This is a genomic window from Mucilaginibacter sp. OAE612, assembly GCF_041806395.1.
In the GTDB taxonomy this organism is placed as follows: domain Bacteria; phylum Bacteroidota; class Bacteroidia; order Sphingobacteriales; family Sphingobacteriaceae; genus Mucilaginibacter; species Mucilaginibacter rubeus.
In genome coordinates, this window is the sequence record NZ_JBGMUW010000001.1 from 877,500 (window position 1) to 901,859 (window position 24,360).

General features: G+C 43.3%; 23 protein-coding genes. 9 read left to right on the forward strand and 14 right to left on the reverse strand.

The window, feature by feature from the left end; genetic code table 11:
• Nucleotides 1–184: 184 nt before the first annotated feature.
• From ABID99_RS03745 to ABID99_RS03760, 4 genes are all read left to right on the forward strand, one after another.
• The gene (locus tag ABID99_RS03745; protein WP_188833977.1) at nucleotides 185–1,219 is read left to right on the forward strand and encodes an aldose epimerase family protein; all 1,035 of its coding nucleotides are present in this window, start codon (nucleotides 185–187) and stop codon (nucleotides 1,217–1,219) included.
• A gap of 93 nt (nucleotides 1,220–1,312) precedes the next feature.
• Nucleotides 1,313–2,698, forward strand: coding sequence for a sugar porter family MFS transporter (locus ABID99_RS03750; RefSeq protein WP_373615892.1), 1,386 nt, complete (start codon nucleotides 1,313–1,315; stop codon nucleotides 2,696–2,698).
• A gap of 14 nt (nucleotides 2,699–2,712) precedes the next feature.
• Nucleotides 2,713–6,051, forward strand: coding sequence for a DUF5107 domain-containing protein (locus tag ABID99_RS03755; RefSeq protein WP_373612907.1), 3,339 nt, complete (start codon nucleotides 2,713–2,715; stop codon nucleotides 6,049–6,051).
• A 15-nt stretch (nucleotides 6,052–6,066) separates the two neighbouring features.
• The gene (locus ABID99_RS03760; protein ID WP_373612908.1) at nucleotides 6,067–8,280 is read left to right on the forward strand and encodes an alpha-galactosidase; all 2,214 of its coding nucleotides are present in this window, start codon (nucleotides 6,067–6,069) and stop codon (nucleotides 8,278–8,280) included.
• Nucleotides 8,281–8,522: 242 nt separating this feature from the next.
• Here ABID99_RS03760 and ABID99_RS03765 read toward each other — a convergent pair whose 3' ends face one another.
• The gene (locus ABID99_RS03765; protein ID WP_373612909.1) at nucleotides 8,523–9,521 is read right to left on the reverse strand and encodes a hypothetical protein; all 999 of its coding nucleotides are present in this window, start codon (nucleotides 9,519–9,521) and stop codon (nucleotides 8,523–8,525) included.
• Between the two features lie 298 nt (nucleotides 9,522–9,819).
• Here ABID99_RS03765 and ABID99_RS03770 point away from each other — a divergent pair, with 298 nt between their 5' ends.
• Complete coding sequence (locus ABID99_RS03770) at nucleotides 9,820–10,608, forward strand: helix-turn-helix domain-containing protein (RefSeq protein ID WP_176622425.1); 789 nt, start codon at nucleotides 9,820–9,822, stop codon at nucleotides 10,606–10,608.
• A 19-nt stretch (nucleotides 10,609–10,627) separates the two neighbouring features.
• On the opposite strand, the gene ABID99_RS03775 is transcribed toward ABID99_RS03770, so the two are convergent.
• Nucleotides 10,628–11,122, reverse strand: coding sequence for a DUF6265 family protein (locus ABID99_RS03775; RefSeq protein ID WP_090533983.1), 495 nt, complete (start codon nucleotides 11,120–11,122; stop codon nucleotides 10,628–10,630).
• 212 nt (nucleotides 11,123–11,334) lie between these two features.
• Between ABID99_RS03775 and ABID99_RS03780 the strand changes: the two genes are divergently transcribed.
• The gene (locus ABID99_RS03780) at nucleotides 11,335–11,763 is read left to right on the forward strand and encodes a pentapeptide repeat-containing protein (protein WP_373612910.1); all 429 of its coding nucleotides are present in this window, start codon (nucleotides 11,335–11,337) and stop codon (nucleotides 11,761–11,763) included.
• 176 nt (nucleotides 11,764–11,939) lie between these two features.
• Here ABID99_RS03780 and ABID99_RS03785 read toward each other — a convergent pair whose 3' ends face one another.
• Nucleotides 11,940–13,817: a M1 family metallopeptidase gene (locus ABID99_RS03785; RefSeq protein ID WP_373612911.1), complete on the reverse strand. Its 1,878-nt coding sequence runs from the start codon at nucleotides 13,815–13,817 to the stop codon at nucleotides 11,940–11,942.
• A gap of 147 nt (nucleotides 13,818–13,964) precedes the next feature.
• Between ABID99_RS03785 and ABID99_RS03790 the strand changes: the two genes are divergently transcribed.
• Complete coding sequence (locus ABID99_RS03790; protein ID WP_091176012.1) at nucleotides 13,965–14,201, forward strand: hypothetical protein; 237 nt, start codon at nucleotides 13,965–13,967, stop codon at nucleotides 14,199–14,201.
• A 218-nt stretch (nucleotides 14,202–14,419) separates the two neighbouring features.
• Here ABID99_RS03790 and ABID99_RS03795 read toward each other — a convergent pair whose 3' ends face one another.
• From ABID99_RS03795 to ABID99_RS03835, 9 genes are all read right to left on the reverse strand, one after another.
• Entirely contained in the window at nucleotides 14,420–14,869 is a 450-nt protein-coding gene (locus ABID99_RS03795) for a MarR family winged helix-turn-helix transcriptional regulator (protein WP_091175216.1), read from the reverse strand.
• A 57-nt stretch (nucleotides 14,870–14,926) separates the two neighbouring features.
• Nucleotides 14,927–15,103, reverse strand: a complete 177-nt coding sequence (locus ABID99_RS03800) for a DUF5522 domain-containing protein (protein ID WP_175489998.1) — start codon at nucleotides 15,101–15,103, stop codon at nucleotides 14,927–14,929.
• The gene (locus ABID99_RS03805; RefSeq protein WP_373612912.1) at nucleotides 15,103–16,041 is read right to left on the reverse strand and encodes an MBL fold metallo-hydrolase; all 939 of its coding nucleotides are present in this window, start codon (nucleotides 16,039–16,041) and stop codon (nucleotides 15,103–15,105) included. The genes ABID99_RS03800 and ABID99_RS03805 overlap by 1 nt, the downstream gene beginning before the upstream one ends.
• A complete protein-coding gene (coaE, locus tag ABID99_RS03810) occupies nucleotides 16,041–16,637 on the reverse strand; it encodes a dephospho-CoA kinase (protein ID WP_373612913.1) in 597 nt (198 codons plus the stop codon). The genes ABID99_RS03805 and coaE overlap by 1 nt, the downstream gene beginning before the upstream one ends.
• Nucleotides 16,637–17,587, reverse strand: a complete 951-nt coding sequence (locus ABID99_RS03815; RefSeq protein ID WP_090528052.1) for a YbbR-like domain-containing protein — start codon at nucleotides 17,585–17,587, stop codon at nucleotides 16,637–16,639. Before ABID99_RS03815 ends, coaE begins: the two co-directional genes overlap by 1 nt.
• Nucleotides 17,588–17,753: 166 nt before the next feature.
• Nucleotides 17,754–18,083 carry a preprotein translocase subunit YajC gene (yajC, locus tag ABID99_RS03820; RefSeq protein WP_090528049.1) on the reverse strand — a complete coding sequence of 110 codons (330 nt, stop codon included), beginning with the start codon at nucleotides 18,081–18,083 and terminating at the stop codon, nucleotides 17,754–17,756.
• Nucleotides 18,084–18,099: 16 nt separating this feature from the next.
• The gene (locus tag ABID99_RS03825; protein ID WP_090528047.1) at nucleotides 18,100–18,540 is read right to left on the reverse strand and encodes a DUF1573 domain-containing protein; all 441 of its coding nucleotides are present in this window, start codon (nucleotides 18,538–18,540) and stop codon (nucleotides 18,100–18,102) included.
• A gap of 9 nt (nucleotides 18,541–18,549) precedes the next feature.
• Nucleotides 18,550–19,497: a transcription antitermination factor NusB gene (gene nusB / locus ABID99_RS03830; RefSeq protein ID WP_373612914.1), complete on the reverse strand. Its 948-nt coding sequence runs from the start codon at nucleotides 19,495–19,497 to the stop codon at nucleotides 18,550–18,552.
• 57 nt (nucleotides 19,498–19,554) lie between these two features.
• Nucleotides 19,555–20,640, reverse strand: coding sequence for a Glu/Leu/Phe/Val dehydrogenase (locus tag ABID99_RS03835; RefSeq protein ID WP_373612915.1), 1,086 nt, complete (start codon nucleotides 20,638–20,640; stop codon nucleotides 19,555–19,557).
• A gap of 205 nt (nucleotides 20,641–20,845) precedes the next feature.
• Between ABID99_RS03835 and ABID99_RS03840 the strand changes: the two genes are divergently transcribed.
• Both ABID99_RS03840 and ABID99_RS03845 read left to right on the forward strand, forming a co-directional pair.
• Nucleotides 20,846–21,343 (forward strand): antitoxin Xre/MbcA/ParS toxin-binding domain-containing protein, encoded by a 498-nt coding sequence (locus ABID99_RS03840; RefSeq protein WP_373612916.1) that lies wholly within the window; start codon nucleotides 20,846–20,848, stop codon nucleotides 21,341–21,343.
• Complete coding sequence (locus tag ABID99_RS03845; RefSeq protein WP_373612917.1) at nucleotides 21,340–21,801, forward strand: RES family NAD+ phosphorylase; 462 nt, start codon at nucleotides 21,340–21,342, stop codon at nucleotides 21,799–21,801. The genes ABID99_RS03840 and ABID99_RS03845 overlap by 4 nt, the downstream gene beginning before the upstream one ends.
• 201 nt (nucleotides 21,802–22,002) lie before the next feature.
• Here the strand turns inward: ABID99_RS03845 and ABID99_RS03850 are convergent, their stop codons facing one another.
• Nucleotides 22,003–22,638, reverse strand: coding sequence for a hypothetical protein (locus ABID99_RS03850; RefSeq protein WP_188833967.1), 636 nt, complete (start codon nucleotides 22,636–22,638; stop codon nucleotides 22,003–22,005).
• A gap of 234 nt (nucleotides 22,639–22,872) precedes the next feature.
• Nucleotides 22,873–24,345 carry a SusD/RagB family nutrient-binding outer membrane lipoprotein gene (locus ABID99_RS03855; protein WP_188833966.1) on the reverse strand — a complete coding sequence of 491 codons (1,473 nt, stop codon included), beginning with the start codon at nucleotides 24,343–24,345 and terminating at the stop codon, nucleotides 22,873–22,875.
• Nucleotides 24,346–24,360: the final 15 nt, after the last annotated feature.

Here is a 24,360-nt window from a genome sequence, read left to right on the forward strand (position 1 = left end):
AGATTTTAATACCTGCCGGCAAATGATAGTATTATCCATCACTTTTTAAAGAATATCCATTTTTTTAACACCTGTTTCATAGTAGGTTTACCAAAACCAATTAGGGCTAAAACAAGTCAGGCAAATTATCTGGCTGTTTAATGAAGCTGATAACTTATGAACAAACAATTTAAATATCTGAACGATGGCTGTTAACACCACAACCCGTTTATGGGGGCAGCATAACGGTCATAACGTTTATCTTTTCAAAATTGAAAACCAGAAGGGGGCCTATGTTGAACTTACCAATTACGGCGCGGCCATTGTATCAGTTGTGGTGCCCGACAGGCTGCAGCACTTTGAAAACGTGGTGGTTGGTTTTCCTGACCTGAACGGGTATTTAACCGATAGCTGCTACATCGGCTCAACCATAGGCCGGTACGCCAACCGTATCAGCAGGGTAAAATTTCAGCTCGAAGGCGAAACTTTTCACCTGGATGCCAATGAAGGTAAAAATTCCAACCATGCCGGTAAAAGCGGTTTTAACTATAGGGTGTTTACTGCCGAAGCTTTTGATAATGGCGTAATGATGACCCTGACCAGCCCTGATGGCGATGGGGGTTATCCCGGTAAGTTGGAGCTTATGGTTATCTATACCTGGAGCAATGATAATGAGTTGCTGATCAATTATAAAGCTACTACCGACAAAGCTACGATAGCAAATTTTACCAATCACGCTTACTTTAATTTATCGGCATTTAAAAGTAAGATCTATAACCACAAGCTTACCCTGCTATCGGATAGTATTGTGGATTTGCACGAAGATTATACGCCGAGCGGGGCAATTATACCAGCCGGGCAAAAGGCTTTCAATAATAACAAGCTGGGCGATAAATTTAATATAGATGAAAACCGTGTTGAGGGCCTTAACCTGTTTTACATTATCAACACTGGAGCCAGGGAGAACGGCTTAACTTATGCCGCTCTTTTAACCGACGAAGCATCGGGCCGTGCCCTTAAAGTTTATACGGATTATCCCGGCGTGTTCCTGTACACCGGTGATTATTTGAGCAGCACTACGCCTATACATACTGGCCAGGGGGCGAAACCTTTTGATGCGTTGTGCCTGGAGTGTCAGCATTATCCGGATAGCATCAATCATCCTGATTTTCCGCAGGCTATATTGCGGGCAGGCGATGTATATAACCAAAGCATTTTATACAAGTTTGGCACCATATAAAGCTAACAGCAAAAGGCTGCAAGCTGAAGCGGAGATTTTAAGGTGAGTAATACACCTGTGAAATTAATAACAGAAGTTAATTAAAGTAAATTTATACAGAGAGAAGAAACTAACCAGTATCAAATGACCATCGATTTTAAAAAAGAAGTAAAATTTAACAGCGGCTATATTATAGGGATCTCCTTTATATCGGCACTGGGCGGTTACCTGTTCGGCTTTGATTTTGCCGTAATATCGGGTGCGCTGCCGTTCCTCCGCAAGGAGTTTGCGCTTGACCCTGTTTGGGAGGGCTTCCTTACCGGTTCCCTGGCGCTGGGCTGTATCGTGGGCTGTATCATAGCCGGCCGCATTGCCGAAAAATACGGCCGTAAACCCGGTCTCATGGTTGCGGCGTTTATTTTCGCGGTATCGTCACTGGGTATTGCCTTTTCAACCGGGCTCACTTATTTTATCATTCTGCGTTTTGCAGCGGGCATAGGGGTAGGGATGGCATCAATGCTTTGCCCCATGTACATTGCCGAAATTTCCCCGGCACAGGTTCGGGGGCGTAATGTAGCTATCAACCAGCTTACCGTGGTATTGGGCATCCTGATCACCAACCTGTGCAACTATTTTTTGGCCGACAGCGGCGATAATGCCTGGCGCTGGATGTTTGGTTTGGGCACGGTACCTGCCGCGGTATTTTTATTAGGGGTTATAGCCCTGCCCGAAAGCCCCAGGTGGCTGATCAAGGCCGGCCGCCACGCTGATGCCGAAAAGGTACTTTACAAAATAGGCTCCGAAGAGTTTGTGACTTCAACACAGCAGGCTATTGAAAAATCGCTTACTGGCGCAAAAAAGCAATCGTACCGCGCCATATTTGAAAAAAGCGTACGCCCCGCCGTATTGATAGGTATTACGCTGGCTGTGTTTCAACAGTTTTGTGGCATCAATGTGGTGTTTAACTATACTTCAACCATTTTTGCCTCGGTGGGTTCAAGCTTAAACCAGCAGCTGTTTGAAACTGTTTCTATTGGTATTGTTAACCTGGTTTTTACCCTGCTGGCTATGTGGCAGGTTGATAAGCTCGGCCGTAAGCCATTAATGCTCATTGGTTCATTGGGCTTATCCATATTTTATATTGTATTGGCTTACCTGCTGCAAAATCACCTGGCGGCCGGGCTGGTATCCATATTTGTATTGCTGGCCATCAGCACTTACGCGCTTTCACTTGCGCCTATAACCTGGGTGCTTATTTCAGAGATCTTCCCCAATAAGATCCGTGGTGCTGCATCAACAGTGGCCATTGTATCGTTATGGGCTTCCTATTTTATATTGGTGTTCACCTTCCCTATACTGGCTAAGGTGCTGGGCACTTACGGTCCATTTTATATGTACGCGGTGATCTGCTTTTTAGGCTTTTTGTTTGTGCTTAAAAAAGTGAGAGAAACCAAAGGCCAAACCCTTGAAGAGTTAGAAGAAAATTTAATAAGACATTAATAATCATAAGCCACATGAATAATTTGTATGTAAATGTTTGGGAAGAGAAGGTAGTTATCCCAACCTACGGTATAGGGAAGCCCGATAAAAACCCCATGTTTTTTGAAAAGCGCGTTTACCAGGGCAGCAGCGGCAAGGTGTACCCTAACCCGATTATCGAAAAAATTTACGACGAAAAAGAAGATAAAGAATACGCAGGCCTTTACCTCGAGAATAAATACCTCAAAGTACTCATCCTGCCCGAGCTTGGCGGCCGTATCCAGATGGCTTATGACAAAATCAGGGACCGCCATTTCATTTATTATAACCAGGTAATTAAACCGGCATTGGTAGGGTTAACCGGCCCCTGGATTTCGGGCGGTATTGAATTTAACTGGCCACAGCACCATCGCCCAAGTACTTTTGAGCCGGTTGACTATAAGATTGAAGAAAATGCCGATGGCAGCAAAACTGTTTGGGTTAACGAGGTTGAGCGCATGTTCCATACCAAAGGTATGGCCGGTTTTACGCTGCACCCGGATAAGGCTTACATCGAAATAAAAGCGAAGCTCTATAACCGCTCGGCCCTGCCGCAAACCTTTTTATGGTGGGCTAACCCGGCGGTGAAAGTTAATGACGATTACCAGTCGGTTTTTCCGCCTGATGTGAATGCGGTGTTTGACCATGGTAAGCGTGACGTATCAACATTCCCGATAGCTACGGGTACTTACTATAAAGTTGATTATTCGCCGGGTACAGATATCTCAAGGTATAAAAATATCCCGGTGCCAACGTCGTACATGGCTATCAACTCCAATTACGATTTTGTAGGCGGATATGAACATGACAGTCAGGCTGGTTTGCTGCACGTAGCCAATCATCATGTATCGCCCGGCAAAAAACAGTGGACCTGGGGCCACAGCGATTTCGGCCTGGCTTGGGACAGGAACCTAACCGACGAGGATGGCCCTTACATTGAGCTCATGACAGGTATGTTTACCGATAACCAACCCGATTTTACCTGGTTGATGCCGCACGAGGAAAAACATTTTACCCAATACTTTATGCCATACCGCGAGCTTGGCGTAGTAAAAAATGCTACCAAAGATATCCTGCTGGCACTTGATTCTAAAGAGGGCAAACTACTATTGAAAGTTTACGTAACCGGCGAGCAAAACAACCTGAACATCAAATTGCAGCATGATGGCAAAGTATTATTGAGCGAAAAAGTTTGCATTGTACCAGAACAAGTTTATACCCGCGAGATAGCCGTTAAGGATATTAACGAGAACCTTTTGCTGCTTACCGTACATTCGGCAGCGGGCAAAGAACTCATTAAATATGATGCGGCAAGCAATAAGCTTAATAATATCCCTGAAGCTGCCAGTCCGGCCCTGCTGCCTGCCGATGTAGAAAATAACGAGCAGTTGTTTTTAACGGGCCAGCACCTGGAGCAGTACCGCCATGCTACTTATAGCCCGGTGCCTTATTATGAGGAAGCTTTACGCCGTGATCCAAAAGATATCCGCAATAATAATGCTTTAGGTTTATGGTATTTGCGCCGCGGACAGTTTGCTAAAAGCGAGCCTTATTTCCGCAAGGCGGTTGAAACCATCACCCAGCGTAACCCTAATCCTTATGATAGCGAGTGTTATTACAATTTAGGTTTGGCGTTAAAATTCCTCGGCAAAAAAGAGGATGCGTACAAAGCGTTTTATAAAGCTACCTGGGGCAATGCCTGGAAAGATAGCGGCTATTTTTCGGTAGCACAGATCGACCTGGAAAACGGCGATTACGAACTGGCGCTTGATCACTCGCTGTCGTCATTAGATAGAAATGCCAATAACAGTAAAGCCTATGTTTTGCGCTCGGCGGCTTTCCGTAAGCTCGGGCGTTTTGAAGATGCTGTCGAGGTAGTTACAGCGGCAATAAAAAGGGATGCGTTTAACCTGGGCGCTCTGTTTGAGCTGGTTTATGCTTACAAAGCTTTGGGTGATGAAGAAAAAGGCACTGTCACCCTTAATGAACTCATTAAACTGTCGCGCGGTTATTACCAAAATTACATTGAATACGCACTTGATTACGCCAATGCCGGCCTGTACCAGGAAGCTGCAGATTTGTTGAATTATGCGGTGAACGGTGATGCTACCAGTCCGATGGTGTATTATTACCTGGGCTACTTTGCGTACAGGTTAGGCAATAATGAACAGGCTTCTGCATATTTTAAACAGGCCTCAGCTGCCGATTCGTACCTGTGCTTCCCCGATAGGCTGGAAGAGATCAGCGTACTGAAACTGGCCGCTGAGCTCGTGCCCAACGATGCCAAAGCACCTTATTATTTAGGCAACCTGTTTTATGACAAACTGCAGTATGATGATGCCATCGCGACCTGGGAAACATCGGCACAACTGGATGATACTTTCCCAACCGTGTTCAGGAATTTGGGTATTGCTTATTATAACAAGCGCAACGATCCGACAAAAGCTTTAACATGCTTTGAAAAAGCCTTTGCGTTGGATCCCGCCGATGCCCGTGTACTGATGGAACTTGACCAGCTTTACAAAAAGCTGAACTATTCTGCAGAAGCACGACTGAATTTTGTTGAAGCTAATCTGGAGACTGCCAAACTTCGTGATGATGTTTATTTAGAGCGTGCAACGCTGTATAACTTTTTAGGCGAGTACCAAACCGCGTTTGAACAGGTGATGCAAAGAACATTCCACCCATGGGAGGGCGGCGAAGGCAAAGCTTCGGGGCAATATGTTGCAGCTTTGGTTGAATTGGCCAAGCAAAACATCCGCGATGGCAAATACAATGAAGCCATTGAACAGTTAACACAGGCACAAACCTACCCACATAATTTAGGCGAGGGTAAACTATTCGGCACACAGGAAAATGACATCTTTTATTGGCTGGGCCAGGCCCATGAAGGCCTGCAGCAAACGGAACAGGCAAAGGCTTATTTTGAGCAGGCAGCCATAGGTTTGGAAGACCCGACAGCGGCTGTTTTTTATAACGATCAGCAGCCTGATAAGATCTTTTATCAGGGTTTAGCTAAAAAATGTCTGGGTGACAGTACATCGGCCGAACGAATCTTCAAAAAACTGCTTAATTATGGTATCGGGCACATGGATGATAACGTAAAAATTGATTACTTTGCCGTCTCGCTGCCAAATTTGCTCATTTTTGAAGATGATCTGCAGGTAAGGAACCGCGTGCATTGCTACTTTTTACGGGGACTGGGATACCTCGGTTTACGTGATTTCGAGCAGGCACAAAAGGCCTTTACCGAGGTTCTGAAACTTGATGCCGGGCACTTTGGGGCGAGGATACATCAAAACATGATAAACCAAATTACCGAAGCAGCCGGTTAAACCAAAAAATCACACGTGAGAACTACTCAAAGAAAAACTTTACCACTGGGCCTGCTTTTCGCAGGCTCAATGCTGTTGGCCGGCAGGGCGGCAGCACAGGATCTAACCATCCCTGTTGAAACGCAACACAACGCTATTGTACTGCAAACCGATGCCGAAAAACACCTGAACATGGTGTACCTGGGTGTAAAGCTTGCCAACAAGGCCGAGTATGCCCGCATCCAAAAAATGTACAAACAAGCCGATGACTCTGGTGTACAAAATGATGCTTATACACCATCCGGATCTGCCAGTCTTGGTGAGCCGGCTATTACAGTTACCCATGCCGATGGTAATAAATCATTAAACCTAACCTACGTAAGCCATACGGTTAGCAAGGTTGACGATGATATTTCATTACTGGTAGTTACCATGAAAGATCCTGCTTATGATTTTGAAGTAAAGCTATACTACAAAACCTATTTTAAAGAGGATGTTACCGAACAATGGTCGGTAATAAAGCATAACGAAAAAGGTATTGTTACGCTTAATAAATATGCTTCAGCCAATTTAAACCTGAAGGGTAATACTACCGGCGGTTTCTGGCTGAAGCAATACCACGGCAACTGGGCTATGGAAATGCAGCCCGAAGAAGCCCGTTTAACCCACGGTATTAAAACAATCGACAGCAAACTGGGTACCCGTGCCAACCTGTATGAGCATTCGATGTTCGCCATATCAATGGATAAACCTGCTACCGAAGATGAAGGCAAAGTGCTTTACGGGGCTATGGAATGGTCGGGCAATTTCAGGATTGATTTTGAGCTGGATGTGGCCAATAACCTGAAAATTATTGCAGGGATCAACAATGCCGCTTCCGAATATCATTTAAAACCAGGTGTTGAATTTACTACGCCAGCGTTCCTGTATACTTACTCTGATCATGGTAAGGGCGACGCCAGCCGCAAGCTGCAAAGCTGGGCCCGCAAATATAAAATTGTTGATGGCGAGGGTTCAAGGCTTACGTTGCTCAATAACTGGGAATCAACCTATTTCGATTTTAATGAAAGCAAGCTGGCCGGCCTGCTAAAAGATACCAAAAAGCTGGGTGTCGACCTGTTTTTATTGGATGACGGCTGGTTTGGTAACAGCCATCCGCGTAACGGCGATAACGCTGGTTTGGGCGATTGGCAGGAAAACAAGCAAAAGCTTCCAAATGGCATCAGCTCGCTCGTGAAAGAAGCGCAGGCCAATGGCGTAAAATTCGGCATCTGGATTGAGCCGGAAATGGTTAACCCTGCCAGCGACCTGTATAAAGCCCATCCTGATTGGGTGATCAAGCAACCAAACCGCCCAGAGAAATACTTCAGGAATCAGTTGGTGCTTGATCTGGCCAACCCTAAAGTACAGGATTTTGTATTTGGCGTGGTTGACGGCTTGTTCACCAAAAATCCTGATCTGGCTTATATCAAATGGGACTGTAACGCGGTTATTTACAATGCTTATTCAGCTTATCTGAAAAAAGACCAGTCGCACATTTACGTTGATTATGTGAATGGTTTATACAATGTATTGAAACGCGTTCGTGCCAAATATCCTAAAGTGCCTTTGATGCTTTGCTCGGGCGGCGGCGGCAGGGTTGACTATGGTGCACTGCAATACTTTACAGAGTTTTGGCCAAGCGATAACACTGATCCGCTGGAGCGTGTATTTATCCAGTGGGAGTATTCATTCTTCTACCCGGCTATCACCAGCTCAAACCACGTTACCGATTGGGGCAAACAACCCATCAAATTCCGTGTGGATGTGGCCATGATGGGTAAAATGGGTTTTGATATTGTGATAGGCAAATTAAGTGAGAGCGAACTGAGTTTCTGTCAGTCGGCGTTGAAAAATTATGATGCTTTAAAAGATGTGATCTGGCATGGCGACCAGTACCGCTTAGCTTCGCCATGGGATAATGACGCGGCATCTATCATGTATGTAAGCGACGATAAATCAAAGGCGGTAATGTTCAACTACCTGGTGAATAACCGTTACGGATCAGGCAGCAAAGTACCTGTACGCCTGAAAGGCCTCGACCCTAATAAAAAATACCGTGTAAAAGAGATTAACCTTTATCCGGGCGCGGGTTCGGTTTTAGGCAAAGAGGATTTAACTTTTACCGGCGATTTCCTGATGAATGTGGGTATTAATCCCGGTAACAGTGCTTATCACACCAGTGTGGTGCTGCAGTTGGAGGCGATTTGATAAAATCGATTTGATATTATAAAGAAGCCCCGGAGCATTAATTGTTCCGGGGCTTCTTTTATTTAGGGGGGCTCAAAGATATGTCATCCATCGCTGCAGCAAGGCTTTGCCCGGTGCCCCCTTTTTTGTTTGTCATGTTGTTTCAACACCCCACTCGCTAAGCAATCGCGCTGAGCAAATCGGCTACTTGTCCTGTGGGGGGCCGAAACAAGGTCGGCATCACGACGGGGATTTATAGCCTGTTATCTCAACTTATCTGTAATATCAAAATGCTCAACCCTTGCGGCGCCCAGCGGCAGTTTGCTGCAGGCAGAGTAGAAAATATAATCCTTATCCTCAGTAATACCCGGTAGTAGTTTGTTAATAACCTTCCCGATCTGCGTGTTCTCGCTTTTTACCGCGTTGGTATCGGCAATGTTTACTTTGGTTGTATAAAAAATTACCGGGAACCAGCCGTGGCTGTTTTTCTGATTGCCAATCCGGAATACCCGCGGTTCGCCTGCAACACCATCAATTACTACCGGGAAACGGTATTGTTTTACTGTTGCCTCGGCAGCATCCTGGAATAATTTGCCTGCATCGGTATCGTGTTCGTATTGCCAGTAGTCGTTAGGGGCGGTACATTGTAAAGCAAGCTCAAGGGTTAAACGGGCATCGGCAAAATGCTGTTTATTGTATTTCTTTTTTCCCAGCTCATAAAGCTCCGGGGCTGTTTTGCCATTAATTTTATAAGTATTTACATTTACCGAGGTTAGTTTCCAGCCATAATCGTATTTGGCATACAGGGCGGTAATCATTTCCTGGTTAGGCAGGTTTTTATCCTTTGGCAAAAAAAGCGCCATGTACATTTCATGGGTAATACCATTATAGATCATTCTATAACTGTTAATGCCTGCCGACGGATTGCCTATGGTATCTGTACTGCGATGTTTATTTACAATGTAATATTCATCGTAAATATCATAGTCGGCAGTTTTAACAGCGTTGCCTACCAAGTCTATTTGCCTTAGATTTGACTTGTCGTCCAGCATCTCCCGCGATTCCATATTGCTGATATCATCACTGTTGCTGGTACGGAGGTCATGGAGCAGTTGTTCGTTAAGTTTGTGGAAATCGTCGCGTTTACCGCCGGGAATCTGGTCGTTTCGCCATGCTCCCGGCTGTTTAATACAGCTTTGTAATGATATAGCCAGTAAAGCGAAGGGAATGAGTTTAATTGTGTTTTGGTATAGGGTTTTCATATTATCCGTAATAATATGAAAAAACACTCAATTGTACTATCGCCACTGGTTTATGAATAATCAAGCTTTTGCATAACGGGATATAGCGGTTGGCTGTTTCAGTTTAAGCAGATAAAATCCGGTTTGGAAAAGTTAACATTACTGACATTTTACTAAAGAATCCTGCCAGTTTATGTTAAATATTTATGGGTATCATAAAAAATGGTTTCTTTTGAATTTGCCTTTTCACAACCTGTGGCTATATTGCTTTTAATTACCAAATGTGTTGCGTTCCCTTACAAGAGGAACTGAAATTTATATGGAAAACTTCAATGAGATTTTTGATTTGGAATACTTCTTTCGCTTGTCGCCCGATTGGTTATGTGTTGCCGGGTTTGATGGTTACTTTAAAAAAATTAACCCGGCTGTTTCCAAAACTTTAGGTTATACCGAAAGCGAACTGTTTGCAAGGCCTATCGATTCATTTGTTTATCCCGAAGACAGAAGCATCACCGCAAGTAAACGTGAGAGTATAAAGAAAAACAATCCGTTGTATAATTTTGAAAACAGGTATGTAACCAAAAGCGGAGAAATAGTATGGCTTTCATGGATCTCGATGCCAGTACAAAAACAGCAGCTGGTTTTTGCTATTGCCAGGAATATTACCGACAAAAAGAAACTGGAAGAATTTAGCAAAGTATCACTCGTATCGGTAAAAAATAACGAAATTGAAAGAGGGGCGGAGTTAAATACACATAATCTAAAGCCAATCAGTGAACTTTCTATTGCCGATCAGCTTTGGCTTTATGAGCTTGAAACGCTGGTAAGAAAATATATTGGAAAAGTTGATTTGATCATTGTATTGTTAAGTAATGAAATGGGTTTAAGTGAAAGACAACTGCACCGGCGCATAAAAAACACCACGGGTATTACGCCAAATAATTATATCCGGCGAATCCGTTTACTGATGTCGATGGAGGCAATCAATAGTGGTAAATACCGTACCGTGGCCGAAATATCTTATATAGCAGGGTTTGAAACCCCGGCTTATTTCCGGAAACTGTTTAAAGAATTTTATGGTCGTGATATAGCCGAATTTTTGCAATAGATATAAAGCCACTCCTCTCTTATTTGACCCTTTTCATTGGGAATTGTATTGCCTTTTGCCTGCCTTTCCTTGTCTCCGATATTTCGGCCACCAACGAGTCGTTAGTGATTTGGGTATAGGTTATTTTTTGCGGAAAATCATGTTCCGGATTTTCAAAAACGAGGTGTTTGTTGTTAGATGAGGTAAGCGTAAAAGTTACCGCTTTGCCGCCATTTTGATTTTTTACCGTTGGGATATAGTAAAGCTTGCCTTTATGTTGCTCCAGTCGGATATGTTCGGATGATACCGTATCTGCACCAGTCAACGAATAGCTTCTGCCGATAAAGGTGCTGTCGTTAAGCTTTTTCCATGTTTCAATATCCACTGTTTTTGCCGATTGATTTTTCCAGCTGCCGATCAACCATTTAGCGTGTGAAATAGGATTGTATTTTTGTTGCGCATAAGATGAGGTATGAGCAAGTGTAATAAAGGCCACAACAAGCAGTAGTGATTGGATATAACGAAGCAGGATCATGGTATTTTGATAAAGTATTTGAATTTACGAAATTATATATCAGTATGTATTCAAATTTCAGGCAAAGGCACTAAGCCGCAAAGATTTTAACTTAGCGCATTTGCGACTTAGCGACAGCACAACCTTGTCGCAAATACACCCGTTATTTGTCGCGTGTATGACCTTGCTTTGGCGTTCATTTTCAGCATCTTTGAATAAATCAATAATGAATCATGGAAAACTCAGCAAATAACAACCCCGAAGTCATTGTTATAAAAGAAACTCAAAAGGTACTTGATGTTAAATGCGCTCTGCTTAACGGTTCAGCCTTTGAGCAAATGATGATGAACAATGCAAGCTTTAAGGATGTATGTATAACGGGGCTTAAAATTGAAGATGCCAATTTGAGTGACCTGGAAATAAAATACGCCCAGCTTGGCGGTGCTTATATCCATGATATAGGTATGCCACCCGAAGGTCATCCGGCTTATGATCCTGCTGCAAAACAACGCCCCCTTAAATTTGAGAACTGTGACCTGCAGGGCAGCTCAATAACTGATTGCAACTTAAGTGGTGTTGATATTACCGATTGCGATTTGAACGGTATGAAAATTAATGGGATTGATGTGGATGAACTGATGAGGGCATATCAGCAGAGATAAGGGGGCCGTCAGTCTGAGCCTGTCGAAGACTCGTGCGCAGAGGCCCTACGCACCATGCTTCGAGGACCTCAGCATGACACCCATTTTATGTTCCGTTAGGGCCTTTTGCAGAGATGGGAGGTTAAGAAAAGAGACTTACGAAGTTTTTAAAACTTCGTAAGTCTCGGAAGGCAAGTTTAATTTGCACTCACCCACACATTGTCCTTTTTATTGCTATCGGGATCATAAGTGGTGCCCAATACTAATTTTTTTACTGCTTTTTTGGCGGCGAAATTAACTGTAGTTGTTTTATTGCCGGCCGCCCAAACAGCAATACTTTTATGTACCAGCTGGGTAGTGCCATTGGTATAATAAACGGTTAAATTTACGGGAATGGGTTTGCTGCCAACCCTGGTGATCGTGGCACTGTAATTTTGCCCGGCATTAGTTACTTTGCTTATCGCGAGATCGGTTATCCCATTATCAAAAAACCAGGCTTTCCAAAACCAGTTAAGGTTTATGCCCGAGCCGGTGTTCATACAATTAAAAAAGTCGTACGGCATAGGGTGTTTGCCGTGCCATTGTGCAATGTAGTAATGCAGTGCCTTGGTAAACAGCTCGTCGCCAAGCATGTCTTTTACATATAAATAGCCCAGGCCTGGTTTGGGATAACTGTCGGTAAAACTGGCTGGGCCAGTGAGCATAGGTGTAAGTGTCATTACCGGCACGTCAACCTCGTGGCCGGCGCTTTGTTCAACTGCGGCAACACCATATGGGTCAACTATAGACGGATCAATCTCCGGACTTACCAGCCATTCGCCTATGGTAGCCCAGCCTTCATCCATCCAGCCGTATTTGGTTTCGTTAATACCCATGTAAAACGGAAACATGGTATGAAAGATTTCATGATCGGTAAGCTCAATGGCATCGGCCTTATCTTCCAGCGGATTATCATTCACCATCATCGGGTACTCCATTTGGTCTAAACCATCAAAAACGGTTTCATGCTGGTATGGATACGACCATTTCGGAAATTTGTAGCTCATCACTTCCACCGTTTTACGGGCGTAATCAACTACTGCATAGTAATCTTTATGTTTTTCGTTAAACACCGCATCAACGCGGGTACGCCTGCCGGTTTTCGGATCAACCACCAGGCTCGATGCTTTCCATAAATAATGGTTGCTGGCAGCAAAAACAAAATCGGTAACGCTATCAGCCTCAAACTTCCAGGTGTTAGTTGGATTGTTTTTGGTGATGTTGCCCGCTTTAATATCATCTTCGGTAATAATATCAGTTATCTTATCACTTACGCCGGCATCAGCAATGCGTTTAACGATCCGGCTGTCATAAACGTCGCCGGCGTTTTTCAGATCGCCTGTAGCCCAAACTTTATAGTCGCCGGGTATGGTGATCTCCGCGCTGAAATGGCAAAAATCGTTATAAAACTCCTGTGAGCCAACGTATGGATAATCGTTCCATCCATCAATATCGTCATAAACTGCTATACGCGGGAAGAAATAGGCAATGAAGAATGCACCGGTATCAACTTGACCGGTGCGGATATGTGAGCCCTTGTTTAATGTATAAGCATAGCTGATATCAAAATGTGCTTTTTGCTTTGGAGCGATAGGGGAAACACGCTGCGTCATGTTTGTGCCGTTGATACGGCGGGTTTTAGCGCTGTCGGGTGTTTTATTATCTATGCTAAGGCTTTTGATCTGTACCCCATCGGTCAAGTCACCTGCCGAAACCTGCATTTGACGTGCCGAACCCTTTTTATATAAGTTGGGGTACAGTTTAAATTGTACCCGCTTTAACGTATCGGGGCTGTTGTTAACATAATCGATACCAACTGTCCCGATTAACAAGCGGGTTTTAGGGTCGAAATTTACTTTGATCTTATAGTCGGCCGTGTTTTGCCAGTAATTTTTGCCGGGTGCTCCGGTTGTGGTACGTGTGCCTTTGGTATAGGTTTTTTGCAGGTTTACAGCTATGGGTAGGCTTTGCTGGGCCAATGCTGCAGTACCGCTCAATAATAAAGCAAAAGGCAATAATTTTTTAATACTGATCATTTATGCGGATATATATAAGTTATATTTGATGTAAATATAATAAACCGTTACAGAACCCGGTAAGCGATAATTTTGTATCGCCGGTATGTTACAGGGCAAATCAACTCACGGTTTTGAGTAGTTTATCCATTTATATAAATAGTATCCATGACTGCCGAAAAAATGATCATTGTAACCGGTAAGCAATACCTTGAGCTAAAACAAAGTTTAGAAAGCGGCGAGGGGCTTACCTATAATATAGGTACTGATAAGCATCCCGAAATGGTTAAGATCACCAACATTTATATGGACACTGATCCCGACTTTACCCGCAACCCGCGCCAGTTTGCCCGGATGCACGAAGACCTGAACGTGCAAGTGAAACTGGAGTATGTAACGGAGTAGATAAAAAACAAACGAACCAGGGATTGGTTTTGTGTGTCAGGAGGTGAGGAGAAATCTTCTACGCCATGCTTCCCAACATGAATAGCCACTGGCAGGGCGTACAAGATTTCTCTTTCGCCCCGGCGTTCATTCCCTTCCCTGCTCTATCGAAATGACATTTTTTTGATTACTACAATTACCGCAATAAACCTTTAGCCTTTTCCCTTTCACCTAAAAAATCATCCCCGCATTTTGTCCAATAGATCGCTTAGGGTTGCGGCTTCATCTTCGGTGAGGTTGTTGCTCAGGATCTCTTTTGTTTTAAACTCGGCGTCCATTTTTGAAAGGGTTGCAAGGCCTTCTTCGCTGATGCGGATATCTACGGCGCGCCTGTCTTTATTATTGGTGCAGCGTGATACCAGTCCTTTTTGAACAAGGCGGTCAACAATGCGCGATGCATCCGACATCTTGTCGATCATCCTTTCCTTCAGTAAATTTATGGTAGCCGGTTTGGGGTACTGACCGCGCAGGATCCGCAGTATATTGAATTGCTGCTGGGTAATATTATGTTTTTCAAAATGACAACGAAAATAGTTAGCCAGCCAACCTTGCGTGTACGCCACGTTAATGGCCACTTTGTGGTAGTTGTCTTCAAAATTGGTACTTTGTATTTCGTCTTCTATTCGCATAGTAATAGTAATGAATGGGATACAAATATGTTTAATTATTTTTAATTTAACATTGATTTATTTATCGCTACCGTCTGATTCAGTGTCATTTCCAAATAATTTTACCTTGCCATAACCCCAGGGGCAGTGCAGGCACTTGTTTTTACAGCAATAGCCCCGCTTTAAATGATAGGCTTCGGTAAAAACAAAATTGCCGTCTTCGTTGATATAATAATCAATGCCTTCCTGCAACATCAGTTCAGAATTTTTACAAAGATATCATCTTTAAAGTAAGCTTTCAGATGTTCGCCCTTACCGTGAAGTGTCCACACCTGTTTGGGTTTGGTGTTGGCGATGGTTTGCAGGATATCGTTCCAGTCCACATGGTCGGATATAAAGAGGGTATCCTGGTTATTAACCTGGAGGTTTTTCCATCCCGATGCAAAAAGACGTTTCACTCCTGTGGCCCTGATGTAACTATCAAAAGTAAAGGGGGGCACAATGTAAACAAACTCATCCTGCACCTTCATTAGCTTGCGGCCGTAAATCTGGTACTTACCGGGATGGAAGCCCATCTTTTCATAAATGGCATTGATGGGTATTATTTTATGATGTACCAGGATCTTTTTTTGCGGCGCATGTTCGGTAATGAGGTTGATCAACCGCTGACTTTTACCCAGCGCATATGCACCAAGTAAAATATTGCTTTTAATATCGTTGATCTTCCGGATCTCGCTCACCGGATCCGGGTGAATAACAGCCGGATTGGCGAAGGTGCTTTCGGTGATCAGCACATCGGTTGTCACCCATTCAATAGGTTCGCAGGTGGCATCGGGCTGTAGCTTGTAGTCGCCAGTGTATAAATACCTTGCGCCTTCATACTCCATCAGTATTTGTGCCGAACCAAGCATATGCCCTGCTGGAATCAGTGTTACCGTAACCCTGCCTACTTCAAATGGCTGGTTAAAGGCAGCTATGTTAAAAACTTTGGCGGCGGTACGGTCATACCGCAGCTGCATAATGCTTGCTGTGGCGCGGGTGCAGTAAACGTTGTTGTTACCACTTATGGCATGATCGGCATGGGCATGGGATATTACAGCCGTTTTTACCGGCAGTTGGGGGTCTATATAAAAGTCGCCGTATTTGCAGTACAGCCCTTTTTCGTCAAAAGAAACAAAATCGTCAAGTATCATTAATGCTGAGCGAGCGATAAATACAGTTCATGCAGGGCTATTACCTGCGGTATAACCAATTGTTTACCATCGTTAATAATTACATCATTGGCCAGTTTCAGTTTTTCCTCCTGCGATAGCTGGCGGGCCTCGCGACTTTCAACATCGGCCCGGCTAATGCCGTCGCGTTCCATAACACGGGCAATGCGGGTTTCAAGCGGAGCGGTGATCATGATGGCCCTGTCGCACATTTTGTATGAGCCGCTTTCAAATAAAATGGCCGCTTCGCGAATTACGTAGGGAGCATCCTTGTGCAGTTGGTCAAAACTATCAAAAGCCCTGAACACGGCAGGATGTACCAGGGCGTTAAGCTTTTCAAGTTCGGCTTTATTGTTAAAAACTATCCCCGATATATATTTGCGGTTCAGGCTGCCATCATCAAAATAAGCCTGCGGACCAAAAGTTTGTTTAATACCTTCAATAAGCAGCCCGTCGGCAACCATTACTTTTTTGGCTTCGTCATCGGCATAAAAAACAGGGATGCCAAGCAATTCAAATACCTGGGCTACGGTAGTTTTGCCGCTGCCTATGTTACCGGTTAAACCTATTTTAAGCATTATTTTTTTATGTAGAAGTCAATATTGGCAGGGGCAATCTTTACTATTTTACAAAAGGGGGGCATATGGATAAGTTTTACCGGCAGGGCCGTATAACCCTTATCGCGCCAAAGATTAAGATCGGCAACAGCCTCAAACAGGTCTTCATCAATATCAGCATACCGGCTTAACGACGTAGTAAAAGTTACTTTAATTTTTTGCGGAAATACTTTTACGGTGTAATAGTTGTTGTTATTGATCAACTTCACGGGGATCTCCAGCGTTTTCTCAGTAAATTCATCAACAGGAATGATGGCCTGTACCGAGCGCGGATAAACATTCAGGTTGCCTTCATTGCTGGGCTTTAAGTTAACCCTGGTATTAATGGTTTCATTAACATTACTGAATTTAAGCGAGTCTGTTTTCCACGAGGTGATCTGCTTCAGGCGTTCAATAGGGCCGCTCACGGTAACATAAGCAGGCCTCACCGTTATGTTACCTGATACGGCAAATTGCTTTTGATAGCTAACGCCCATGGTAAGCTGAACAGGCACCTTTTTGATAAGGCGGTTACTGAAATCAAAATAAAGCGTATCCGGATCAATGGATGAAACGCGGTTGGCCGGATCTTTCCCCATATTCATCTGCTTAAGCTGCGTGCTGTCGATAACCACATAATTGCGGGTCTCGAGCGAGCGGAGGTCAACAGTTAGTGGCTTATTATCACTGTTGAGCCTGGAGAACAGCATTTGCCAGCCGGTACCCTGTATGGTAGCATCGACAGTATCGGGCTGCAGCGAATGAAAAGCCCGCCTTTGCGGCGCGTTTTTAAAAGTTAAGACTTTTTTTACCTTATACGGAAGCGGATCAGAAAGGGCAGTAAAAATCCAGGCAATGATAGCCAGCGACAAACAGGTAAAAAATACCGAGAGCCGTCTGCGTTCTGTTGCCGATAATTTTACTATTGCCATCTTTAAGGTTAAAGGCGAAAGGTTAAAGGTGAAAGGTCATGCACTTTCATGCATTCCTTTTCCTTTAACCTTTCATCTTGTTTATTTTATTGGAGTGAAGTTTTCTGGTTTTAAAGCGATTGGCTTCTGCCTTTCGCCTTTAACCTTTTTCTTTCGCCTCAAAAAATTAAGCTTTCTTTTCAACCACCGGTGTGTTCAATGCTTTTGATGCATCAAGCGATATGGCCGATTTATCAAAGCGGATCTTGCCGTTTTCAACCTCAACCAAAAATGTGGTTTCGTTTAAATCAACGATACGGCCGTGGATACCGGCTGTAGTTATAACCCTGTCGCCTTTTTTAAGTTCTTCAACGTATTTTTTTTGGTCTTTTTGCTTTTTAACCTGCGGGCGGATCATAAAGAAGTAAAACACCACGATGATCAGTACCATTGGTACTAATGAACCGTAGCTGCCTAAGCCGCCGCTTGAAGCCTGTAATAAAATAGTAGCTATCATTTGTTTAAATTAATTGTTATTTTTTTAAAACCTCGCCAATTAAATGTACCATGGTTTCGGCGGGCTGGGTGTTTGCTGTAACGGTTATTTGTTTATCCTGTAAACCGCTTTTACCGGCGCTGTTAAAAGTAACGCTGATCACGCCGCTTTCGCCGGGTTTAACCGGGGCTTTTGGCCAGGTAGGGGTAGTACAGCCACAGGTAGCACGCGCGTTGGTAATAATTAATGGCGATTTACCGGTATTGGTGAACTTAAAATCGTATGATACCTTGTCGCCTTCTTTGATCTTGCCGAAATCGTGACTTTCCTTTTCAAATTTAGCTACCGGCGCGTTAGCCGCGGTTGCGGCGCTATCGGCATTAGCTTTTGAAGCGCTATCGGCTGTGTTGCCGTTGCTGCTGTTGCAGGCCGATAATAACATGCCTGCTGCTACTAAGCTTAAAAATAGTTTTTTCATTTTTTAATATTATTCTATTAAGCCACGGCCTATCTTTTTGATTTTGTTTTCGGCTTTAAGCTCTATTAAAATCTTGTCCAAGATACCGTTTATAAATGAATTACTCTTAGGCGTACTAAACTCTTTTGATATTTCAAGATACTCGTTTATAGTAACCTTAACCGGGATAGAATTAAAGTTAATAAACTCGGTTATAGCCATTTTCATTAACAGGGTATCCATCATGGCGATACGCTCGGGCTCCCAGTTTTGGGTTTTGGCGGCTATCAGCTCATGGTAGGCCTCATTGTACCTGATGCTTTGCTGAAACAGGTTTACCACAAACTCACGGTCCTCAACCCAGTTGCCGGTAATTTCGGCAAGCTGGTTAAGCTTGTAATCATCATGCGAAAAGTTTTTGAACGTTTTGGCAATAAGCGCCTGGAGCACGTCTTTATCAACAGGCCAAAAAATAAACCTGTCTTCAAAAACCTGCTCGGCTAATGATGATTTAAGGATAACCTTTTTGAAAATGAATTTGATGATATCCTTGTCTGTTTGCAGTGTATCGCCTGTTTTGGCAAGATATTCGGCATACTCGGGCGAGTTTTTAAGGATAATGAAAAGTGATTTTGCAAGTTCGGGCTCAAAGCTCCAGTCAACTTTGTACTTTTTCCAGGCTGTAATGTACTCCTTATTATCGTTCAGGCTCAGGATAAACCTGTTGGTGAGGATCTTTAGGTTTGCATTTAAGTCATCGGCGGTAGGGAGGTGCTTGTTGGCGCGTTCCTGTGCGTCATTCGCGGCAAAACTTACTACTTCATTAATTAATGATAGCATCCAGATATACATTTCGTAAACCTGGTCAATGCTGCTTAGCATGTTTTTCTCGAATAGCTTAACATCTTTCGTGTCTGATTGATGATATGCGTACAGTGCCTGTAATACCTTTACCCGGAGGTGCCTTCTGTTTAACATTTTTGTAAGAACGATTTGGTTTGCTTATGCAAACGGTTTATATAAAAATTAATTGTTTTAATAGGATGATTTTACTTTTCTGATGTCTTCAATGCGTTTTTCGGCTATTTTATTGGCCGCGCTAATGGTTGGAATGTTTTCGGCCTTTGACAGCTTTAACACATTGCGCGTAGCTTCGTAAATATTTTCTGTAAGCTGTAAGGTACGCTTTTTATTGAAATTCATCAACTCCGAATAACCGGTAATAATACCACCCGCGTTGATCACATAATCGGGCGCAAACAGCACACCTTTATCAAGCAGCATTTGCCCGTGTACGCTCTCGTCAAGTAATTGGTTATTGGCCGAACCTGCAATAATGCCGCATTTTAATTTGGCAATGGTTTGATCATTTACGGTACCGCCCATAGCGCAGGGGGCGTAAATATCCGCATCGATATCAAAAATATTATTGTTTGATACCGGCTGCGCGCCATATTTTTTAGAGATCTGACTTACGCGTTCCTCATTAATATCGCTGGCGTAAACTTTTACATTTTCGTCCCTAAGCAGGCGCACCAGGTTTTCGCCCACATGGCCAATGCCCTGTACAATAACCGATTTGCCTGTTAAGCTGTCGCTGCCGTACATTTCCCTAACACAAGCCTTAATACCCATCAAAACACCCAGGGCAGTTATAGGCGATGGGTCGCCGCTGCCGCCAATGTTTTCAGGCGCACCTGTAACATGGCTGGTTTCCATTTTAATGTACTCCATATCGCGCGGGTTGGTACCCACATCTTCGGCAGCAATAAATTCGCCGTTAAGGTTTTTAATGAACCGGCCAAATTTACGCAGTAAAGCTTCGTTCTTGTCCTGGCGCGAATCGCCGATGATCACCGAATAGCCGCCGCCAAGGTTAAGGCCGGCTATCGCTGCCTTGTAGGTCATGCTTTTTGCTAATCGCAATACATCATTAAGGGCATCACCTTCGGTTTTATAGGCCCACATACGTACGCCGCCAAAAGCAGGGCCAAGCGTTGTATTATGGATTGCAATAATAGCTTTCAGATGGGTATCAGGATCGGTGCAAAAAACAACTTTCTTATGCCCGAAAGCGTCAAGCTGGTTAAATATGGATTCCGGTGGATGTTGTTCAGGCATTAGTACTATAAGTAAATGTCTTTAAGCGCACAAAAGTAGAGGTTTTTTTTAATACTGGCAAAGATATTAAGTGGGGAGCAGGTATGAAATGATTATTAAATAAGTATGAACGGCTGTTAGCAGGGTATTTAAGTTTTATGATTACAGTAAGATTATAAAAACAAATTTTGAATTTGAGACATTTGTCTGTATATTGGTAGACATCATGGCAGAGGTAGCTAATCACCCAAAGAAAATAAATATAGCCGATCTGGAGATTGGATCGCCGGACGCATGGTATGTTTTTTCTTTTCTTTTCCCGCATGAGTATCTTAAAGTCCACCTGAAGTGTGATATGGATAGTAATATAATTGATTGTATCAGGGGTGGGATACCGAGATTGGCTATTGATAGCATTTTAGAAAAAACAAATGTCTCCAGGGCACAGCTTTCTAATATACTTCATATCAGTACCAGGCAGCTTAACCGCTATGGGCAGGATGATCGCTTATCGGCCGAACAGTCAAATTTTCTTTATGAGTTTACACGTATCTATACCCGCGGGATAGACATTTTAGGGGATGCGGCAACAGTAGATAAATGGTTGATGCGGCCCAATATGGCCCTCGGAGATAAACAACCGTTGGAACTGCTTGATACCAGTGAAGGTTTAAGGATGGTAAACGATCTGCTTTCGCAAATTGAATACGGGTTTTACTCATGATCCTTTATCGTATTACGAGGGAAAAATATGCACACGATCTGTCGGGCAGGGGAGGATTGTTGTCATCATCCCGATGGCATGATCATATCCCGGTTATATACGCCTCTGTTAATTCATCAACAGCTATCCTGGAAGTATTGGTGCACCTGCAACCCGAAGAAATTCATAATGACCTTGTGATTATGAGTATTATTGTGCCGGATACAGCTGTAAGCGAAGAATTAGATATAGATCAATTACCTGCCGGCTGGAATAATTATCCGGCACCGATAATATTAAAAAGGATTGGTAATGCCTGGCTTACATCAAAAAGCGCGCTGCTGCTTTACATTCCAAGTGTGATAGATCCCCTTGCAAAAAATGTGCTGATAAACCCCATGCACACTGATGCCTCACGGCTGAAAATTGGTGATGTACAACCTTTTACTTTTGATAAACGATTGATTAAAAAGGATTGATAATTCCTTTGCCTGGCTTTGACATGAAGTTGGAGGCGACTACATGTGTTCCCTGCTTTTACTTGGAATTACATTTTGTTTCCCTAAGGGCAAGTAGCTTTTTTCCACTTGCTCGCCTCGTATGCATGTGCTATTAGGGAGAAAAAATAACTTCCATGCTCAAAAGCCTCCTACACAAGACTGTATTTTAATTTATTTCAACTAAGTAAGCTGTGAGATTTTATTTATAAACTCAGCTAAATGAACAGTATGATCAGGAGTGACCGGTTGGATTGTGCGTATAACTATGGCTGTGTTGATGATCTCTGCTACAAAATCGTTGTACATCATTTCAACAAGAATATTCCTGAAAGCTGAAGTCATGGCCGCTTTCGCTTTTTCATTATCGTTAGCAACAACATAAAAATGATCGTTGAAGATTCTGTCATCATTAAATTTAAGCTCAATAGGGTGAAATATTTCTAATACCCTATCTGTAAATGTTTCTCTTCTGATTAATACCCTTCCAAAATCTGATTTTAAATCTGCAAATGCCCATACCTGGTATTTATCATACCGGGTAACCTGCCCCCCTTTACCACCACGACCGCCCATGCTATTTTGATAGCTAAATTTAACAAAGTTCAGATAACAATTTGCCGAAGGGTGGTTGATGAGTAAAGTACCTCCTAATTTTGCGCCTGGAATGTTATTAAATATTTCAAACTTGTTGATGTGCTGTTCAGATTCATTCGGTAAGCCGATGCTAAATTTTCTTTTAAGCTCTTCGTAAGTATCTTCAAGTGATTGTACCTCGTCGGCATCAAGTGCGGTAGTATCAAATGGGAAATTTTTCAATTTTATAATTATTATTTGTGGACCTAAATTAAAAATAACTTATGGAAATAATTTCCCCGCTTGTTTCAACGTCATATACTTAATCTTAGTGTCGAAGACATTAAGTTATGTGTAAGTTGCATTGGCTGCATTGGCTGCATTGTCCAGCCAGTCAATTAGCCTCAGCTAATAAAACAAAAAAAGCCGCCCCGGTAAACACCGGAGGCGGCCTCTGCTAACCCAATTAATGCTGAATTATTTATCCCACCAAACGCGGGCTTTAGCATTAAAATTATTAGTGCCGCCGTAATTGGCTAAAGCCGCGGTTACGTTGGCATTATTTAAATTAAACTCTGATTGAGGATAAGGTATTTTGCGCGGGATAACACCGCTTGTACCTGGGGTTGGAGTTAACACAGGGTATCCGGTGCGCCTCCAGTTGGCCCACACCTCATCGGCATCAAAAACAAAACCAGCCACCCAAAACTCAGTGTTTATTTTGGCTATTTGTGCTTCTGAAGTTGCCGGTAACGGGTTTTTTGCCAGGTATGCGCTTATCTGGGCATCGGTAATAACCGGATTGCCCGATAATTTTGATAACGACTGCATGTGCGCCCTGATACCTGCCTGGTAATGATCATTGGCGCTGCCGGTAATATAGCCGCGTACAATAGCTTCTGCTGTTAAAAACTCAACCTCCGCATAGGCAAAATCAAAAAATGGGGTATCTTTTTGGCCAAATGCATCGTAATTAACCCGAGTGTTTGGTGCCGGGTCGCTGGCTTTAACGCTGTAGCCATTAAATTGAGTAGTATCAACCGGGGTGGCTTTTGTGCCGCCATTAGCAATAAATGTGTTGTAAACACCGCCATATACAAATAAACGCGGATCACCTGCAACCTTCATTTCGGTTACGAGGGTTTTATGCAGGAAGAAATCATTCTGACCGTCGTTAAGGGTAAAGTTAAACCCATTGGGGGCGGCGGCATTGTGTAATAAAACGGGCATATCAGCATTACTGCTCATTACACCATCGGCAATAGCTTCTTTGGCTAAAGTTGATGCCTGGGTTGGATCAACCTTAATTAAACGCATGCCTATCCTTAGCAGCATGGATGAAGCCAGCTTTTTCCACTGCGCTGCATTACCGCCATAAAACTGGTCGCCGCTTACTTTCTGATTTGCGTTATTTGACAAAATTGAAATAGACTCCCTAAGCTCCTTCACAAAATCGGTATAGATCTGTTGCTGAGGATCATACGCAGGGGTGAATACTTTATCGCTTAAAGCTTTACCAGCCTGGCTGTAAGGGATGTCGCCATAATAATCAGTTAATTTTTGATAAACAAATACCCTCCATATCCTGGCGGCAGCATAAGTTGACTGCAAATCGGTACGGGCTTTTAATACTGGTACTACGTACTCAAGATCATTTAGCGCCGGCCGGTAAAAGTTGTTCCAGTAACGTTGCGATACATCATCAGTTGCAACATACGCGTTGCCTGGCCAGTCATTAGCATAACCGTACTGCATAAAAGCGTGGCAATAAGCCGTACGCGGAAACATATCCACAGTTGATGTATTAACCATCGCGTCAGAAAGCAAGGCTCCCGGATCAATAGTAGTTATGGCATCGGGGTTTAAGTTGTATTTCGGAAAGTTTTTTGTACAACCTGAAAGCGCAGCTGTTACAACAAAGAATAATATGCTTTTTAATGAGTTTTTCATGATTTTCTCCTTTCT

Excerpts from the sequence above, each read along its gene's own strand:
- ABID99_RS03745 (WP_188833977.1), top strand. The coding sequence starts at position 185 with ATGGCTGTTAACACCACAACCCGTTTATGGGGGCAGCATAACGGTCAT.
- ABID99_RS03790 (WP_091176012.1), top strand. The coding sequence starts at position 13,965 with ATGACTGCCGAAAAAATGATCATTGTAACCGGTAAGCAATACCTTGAG.
- coaE (WP_373612913.1), bottom strand. The coding sequence starts at position 16,637 with ATGCTTAAAATAGGTTTAACCGGTAACATAGGCAGCGGCAAAACTACC.
- ABID99_RS03845 (WP_373612917.1), top strand. The coding sequence starts at position 21,340 with ATGATCCTTTATCGTATTACGAGGGAAAAATATGCACACGATCTGTCG.
- ABID99_RS03835 (WP_373612915.1), bottom strand. The coding sequence starts at position 20,640 with ATGCCTGAACAACATCCACCGGAATCCATATTTAACCAGCTTGACGCT.
- ABID99_RS03800 (WP_175489998.1), bottom strand. The coding sequence starts at position 15,103 with ATGTTGCAGGAAGGCATTGATTATTATATCAACGAAGACGGCAATTTT.
- ABID99_RS03780 (WP_373612910.1), top strand. The coding sequence starts at position 11,335 with ATGGAAAACTCAGCAAATAACAACCCCGAAGTCATTGTTATAAAAGAA.
- ABID99_RS03815 (WP_090528052.1), bottom strand. The coding sequence starts at position 17,587 with ATGGCAATAGTAAAATTATCGGCAACAGAACGCAGACGGCTCTCGGTA.
- ABID99_RS03770 (WP_176622425.1), top strand. The coding sequence starts at position 9,820 with ATGGAAAACTTCAATGAGATTTTTGATTTGGAATACTTCTTTCGCTTG.
- ABID99_RS03775 (WP_090533983.1), bottom strand. The coding sequence starts at position 11,122 with ATGATCCTGCTTCGTTATATCCAATCACTACTGCTTGTTGTGGCCTTT.
- yajC (WP_090528049.1), bottom strand. The coding sequence starts at position 18,083 with ATGATAGCTACTATTTTATTACAGGCTTCAAGCGGCGGCTTAGGCAGC.
- ABID99_RS03840 (WP_373612916.1), top strand. The coding sequence starts at position 20,846 with ATGGCAGAGGTAGCTAATCACCCAAAGAAAATAAATATAGCCGATCTG.
- ABID99_RS03805 (WP_373612912.1), bottom strand. The coding sequence starts at position 16,041 with ATGATACTTGACGATTTTGTTTCTTTTGACGAAAAAGGGCTGTACTGC.
- ABID99_RS03825 (WP_090528047.1), bottom strand. The coding sequence starts at position 18,540 with ATGAAAAAACTATTTTTAAGCTTAGTAGCAGCAGGCATGTTATTATCG.
- ABID99_RS03785 (WP_373612911.1), bottom strand. The coding sequence starts at position 13,817 with ATGATCAGTATTAAAAAATTATTGCCTTTTGCTTTATTATTGAGCGGT.
- ABID99_RS03755 (WP_373612907.1), top strand. The coding sequence starts at position 2,713 with ATGAATAATTTGTATGTAAATGTTTGGGAAGAGAAGGTAGTTATCCCA.
- ABID99_RS03855 (WP_188833966.1), bottom strand. The coding sequence starts at position 24,345 with ATGAAAAACTCATTAAAAAGCATATTATTCTTTGTTGTAACAGCTGCG.
- ABID99_RS03765 (WP_373612909.1), bottom strand. The coding sequence starts at position 9,521 with ATGAAAACCCTATACCAAAACACAATTAAACTCATTCCCTTCGCTTTA.
- nusB (WP_373612914.1), bottom strand. The coding sequence starts at position 19,497 with ATGTTAAACAGAAGGCACCTCCGGGTAAAGGTATTACAGGCACTGTAC.
- ABID99_RS03795 (WP_091175216.1), bottom strand. The coding sequence starts at position 14,869 with ATGCGAATAGAAGACGAAATACAAAGTACCAATTTTGAAGACAACTAC.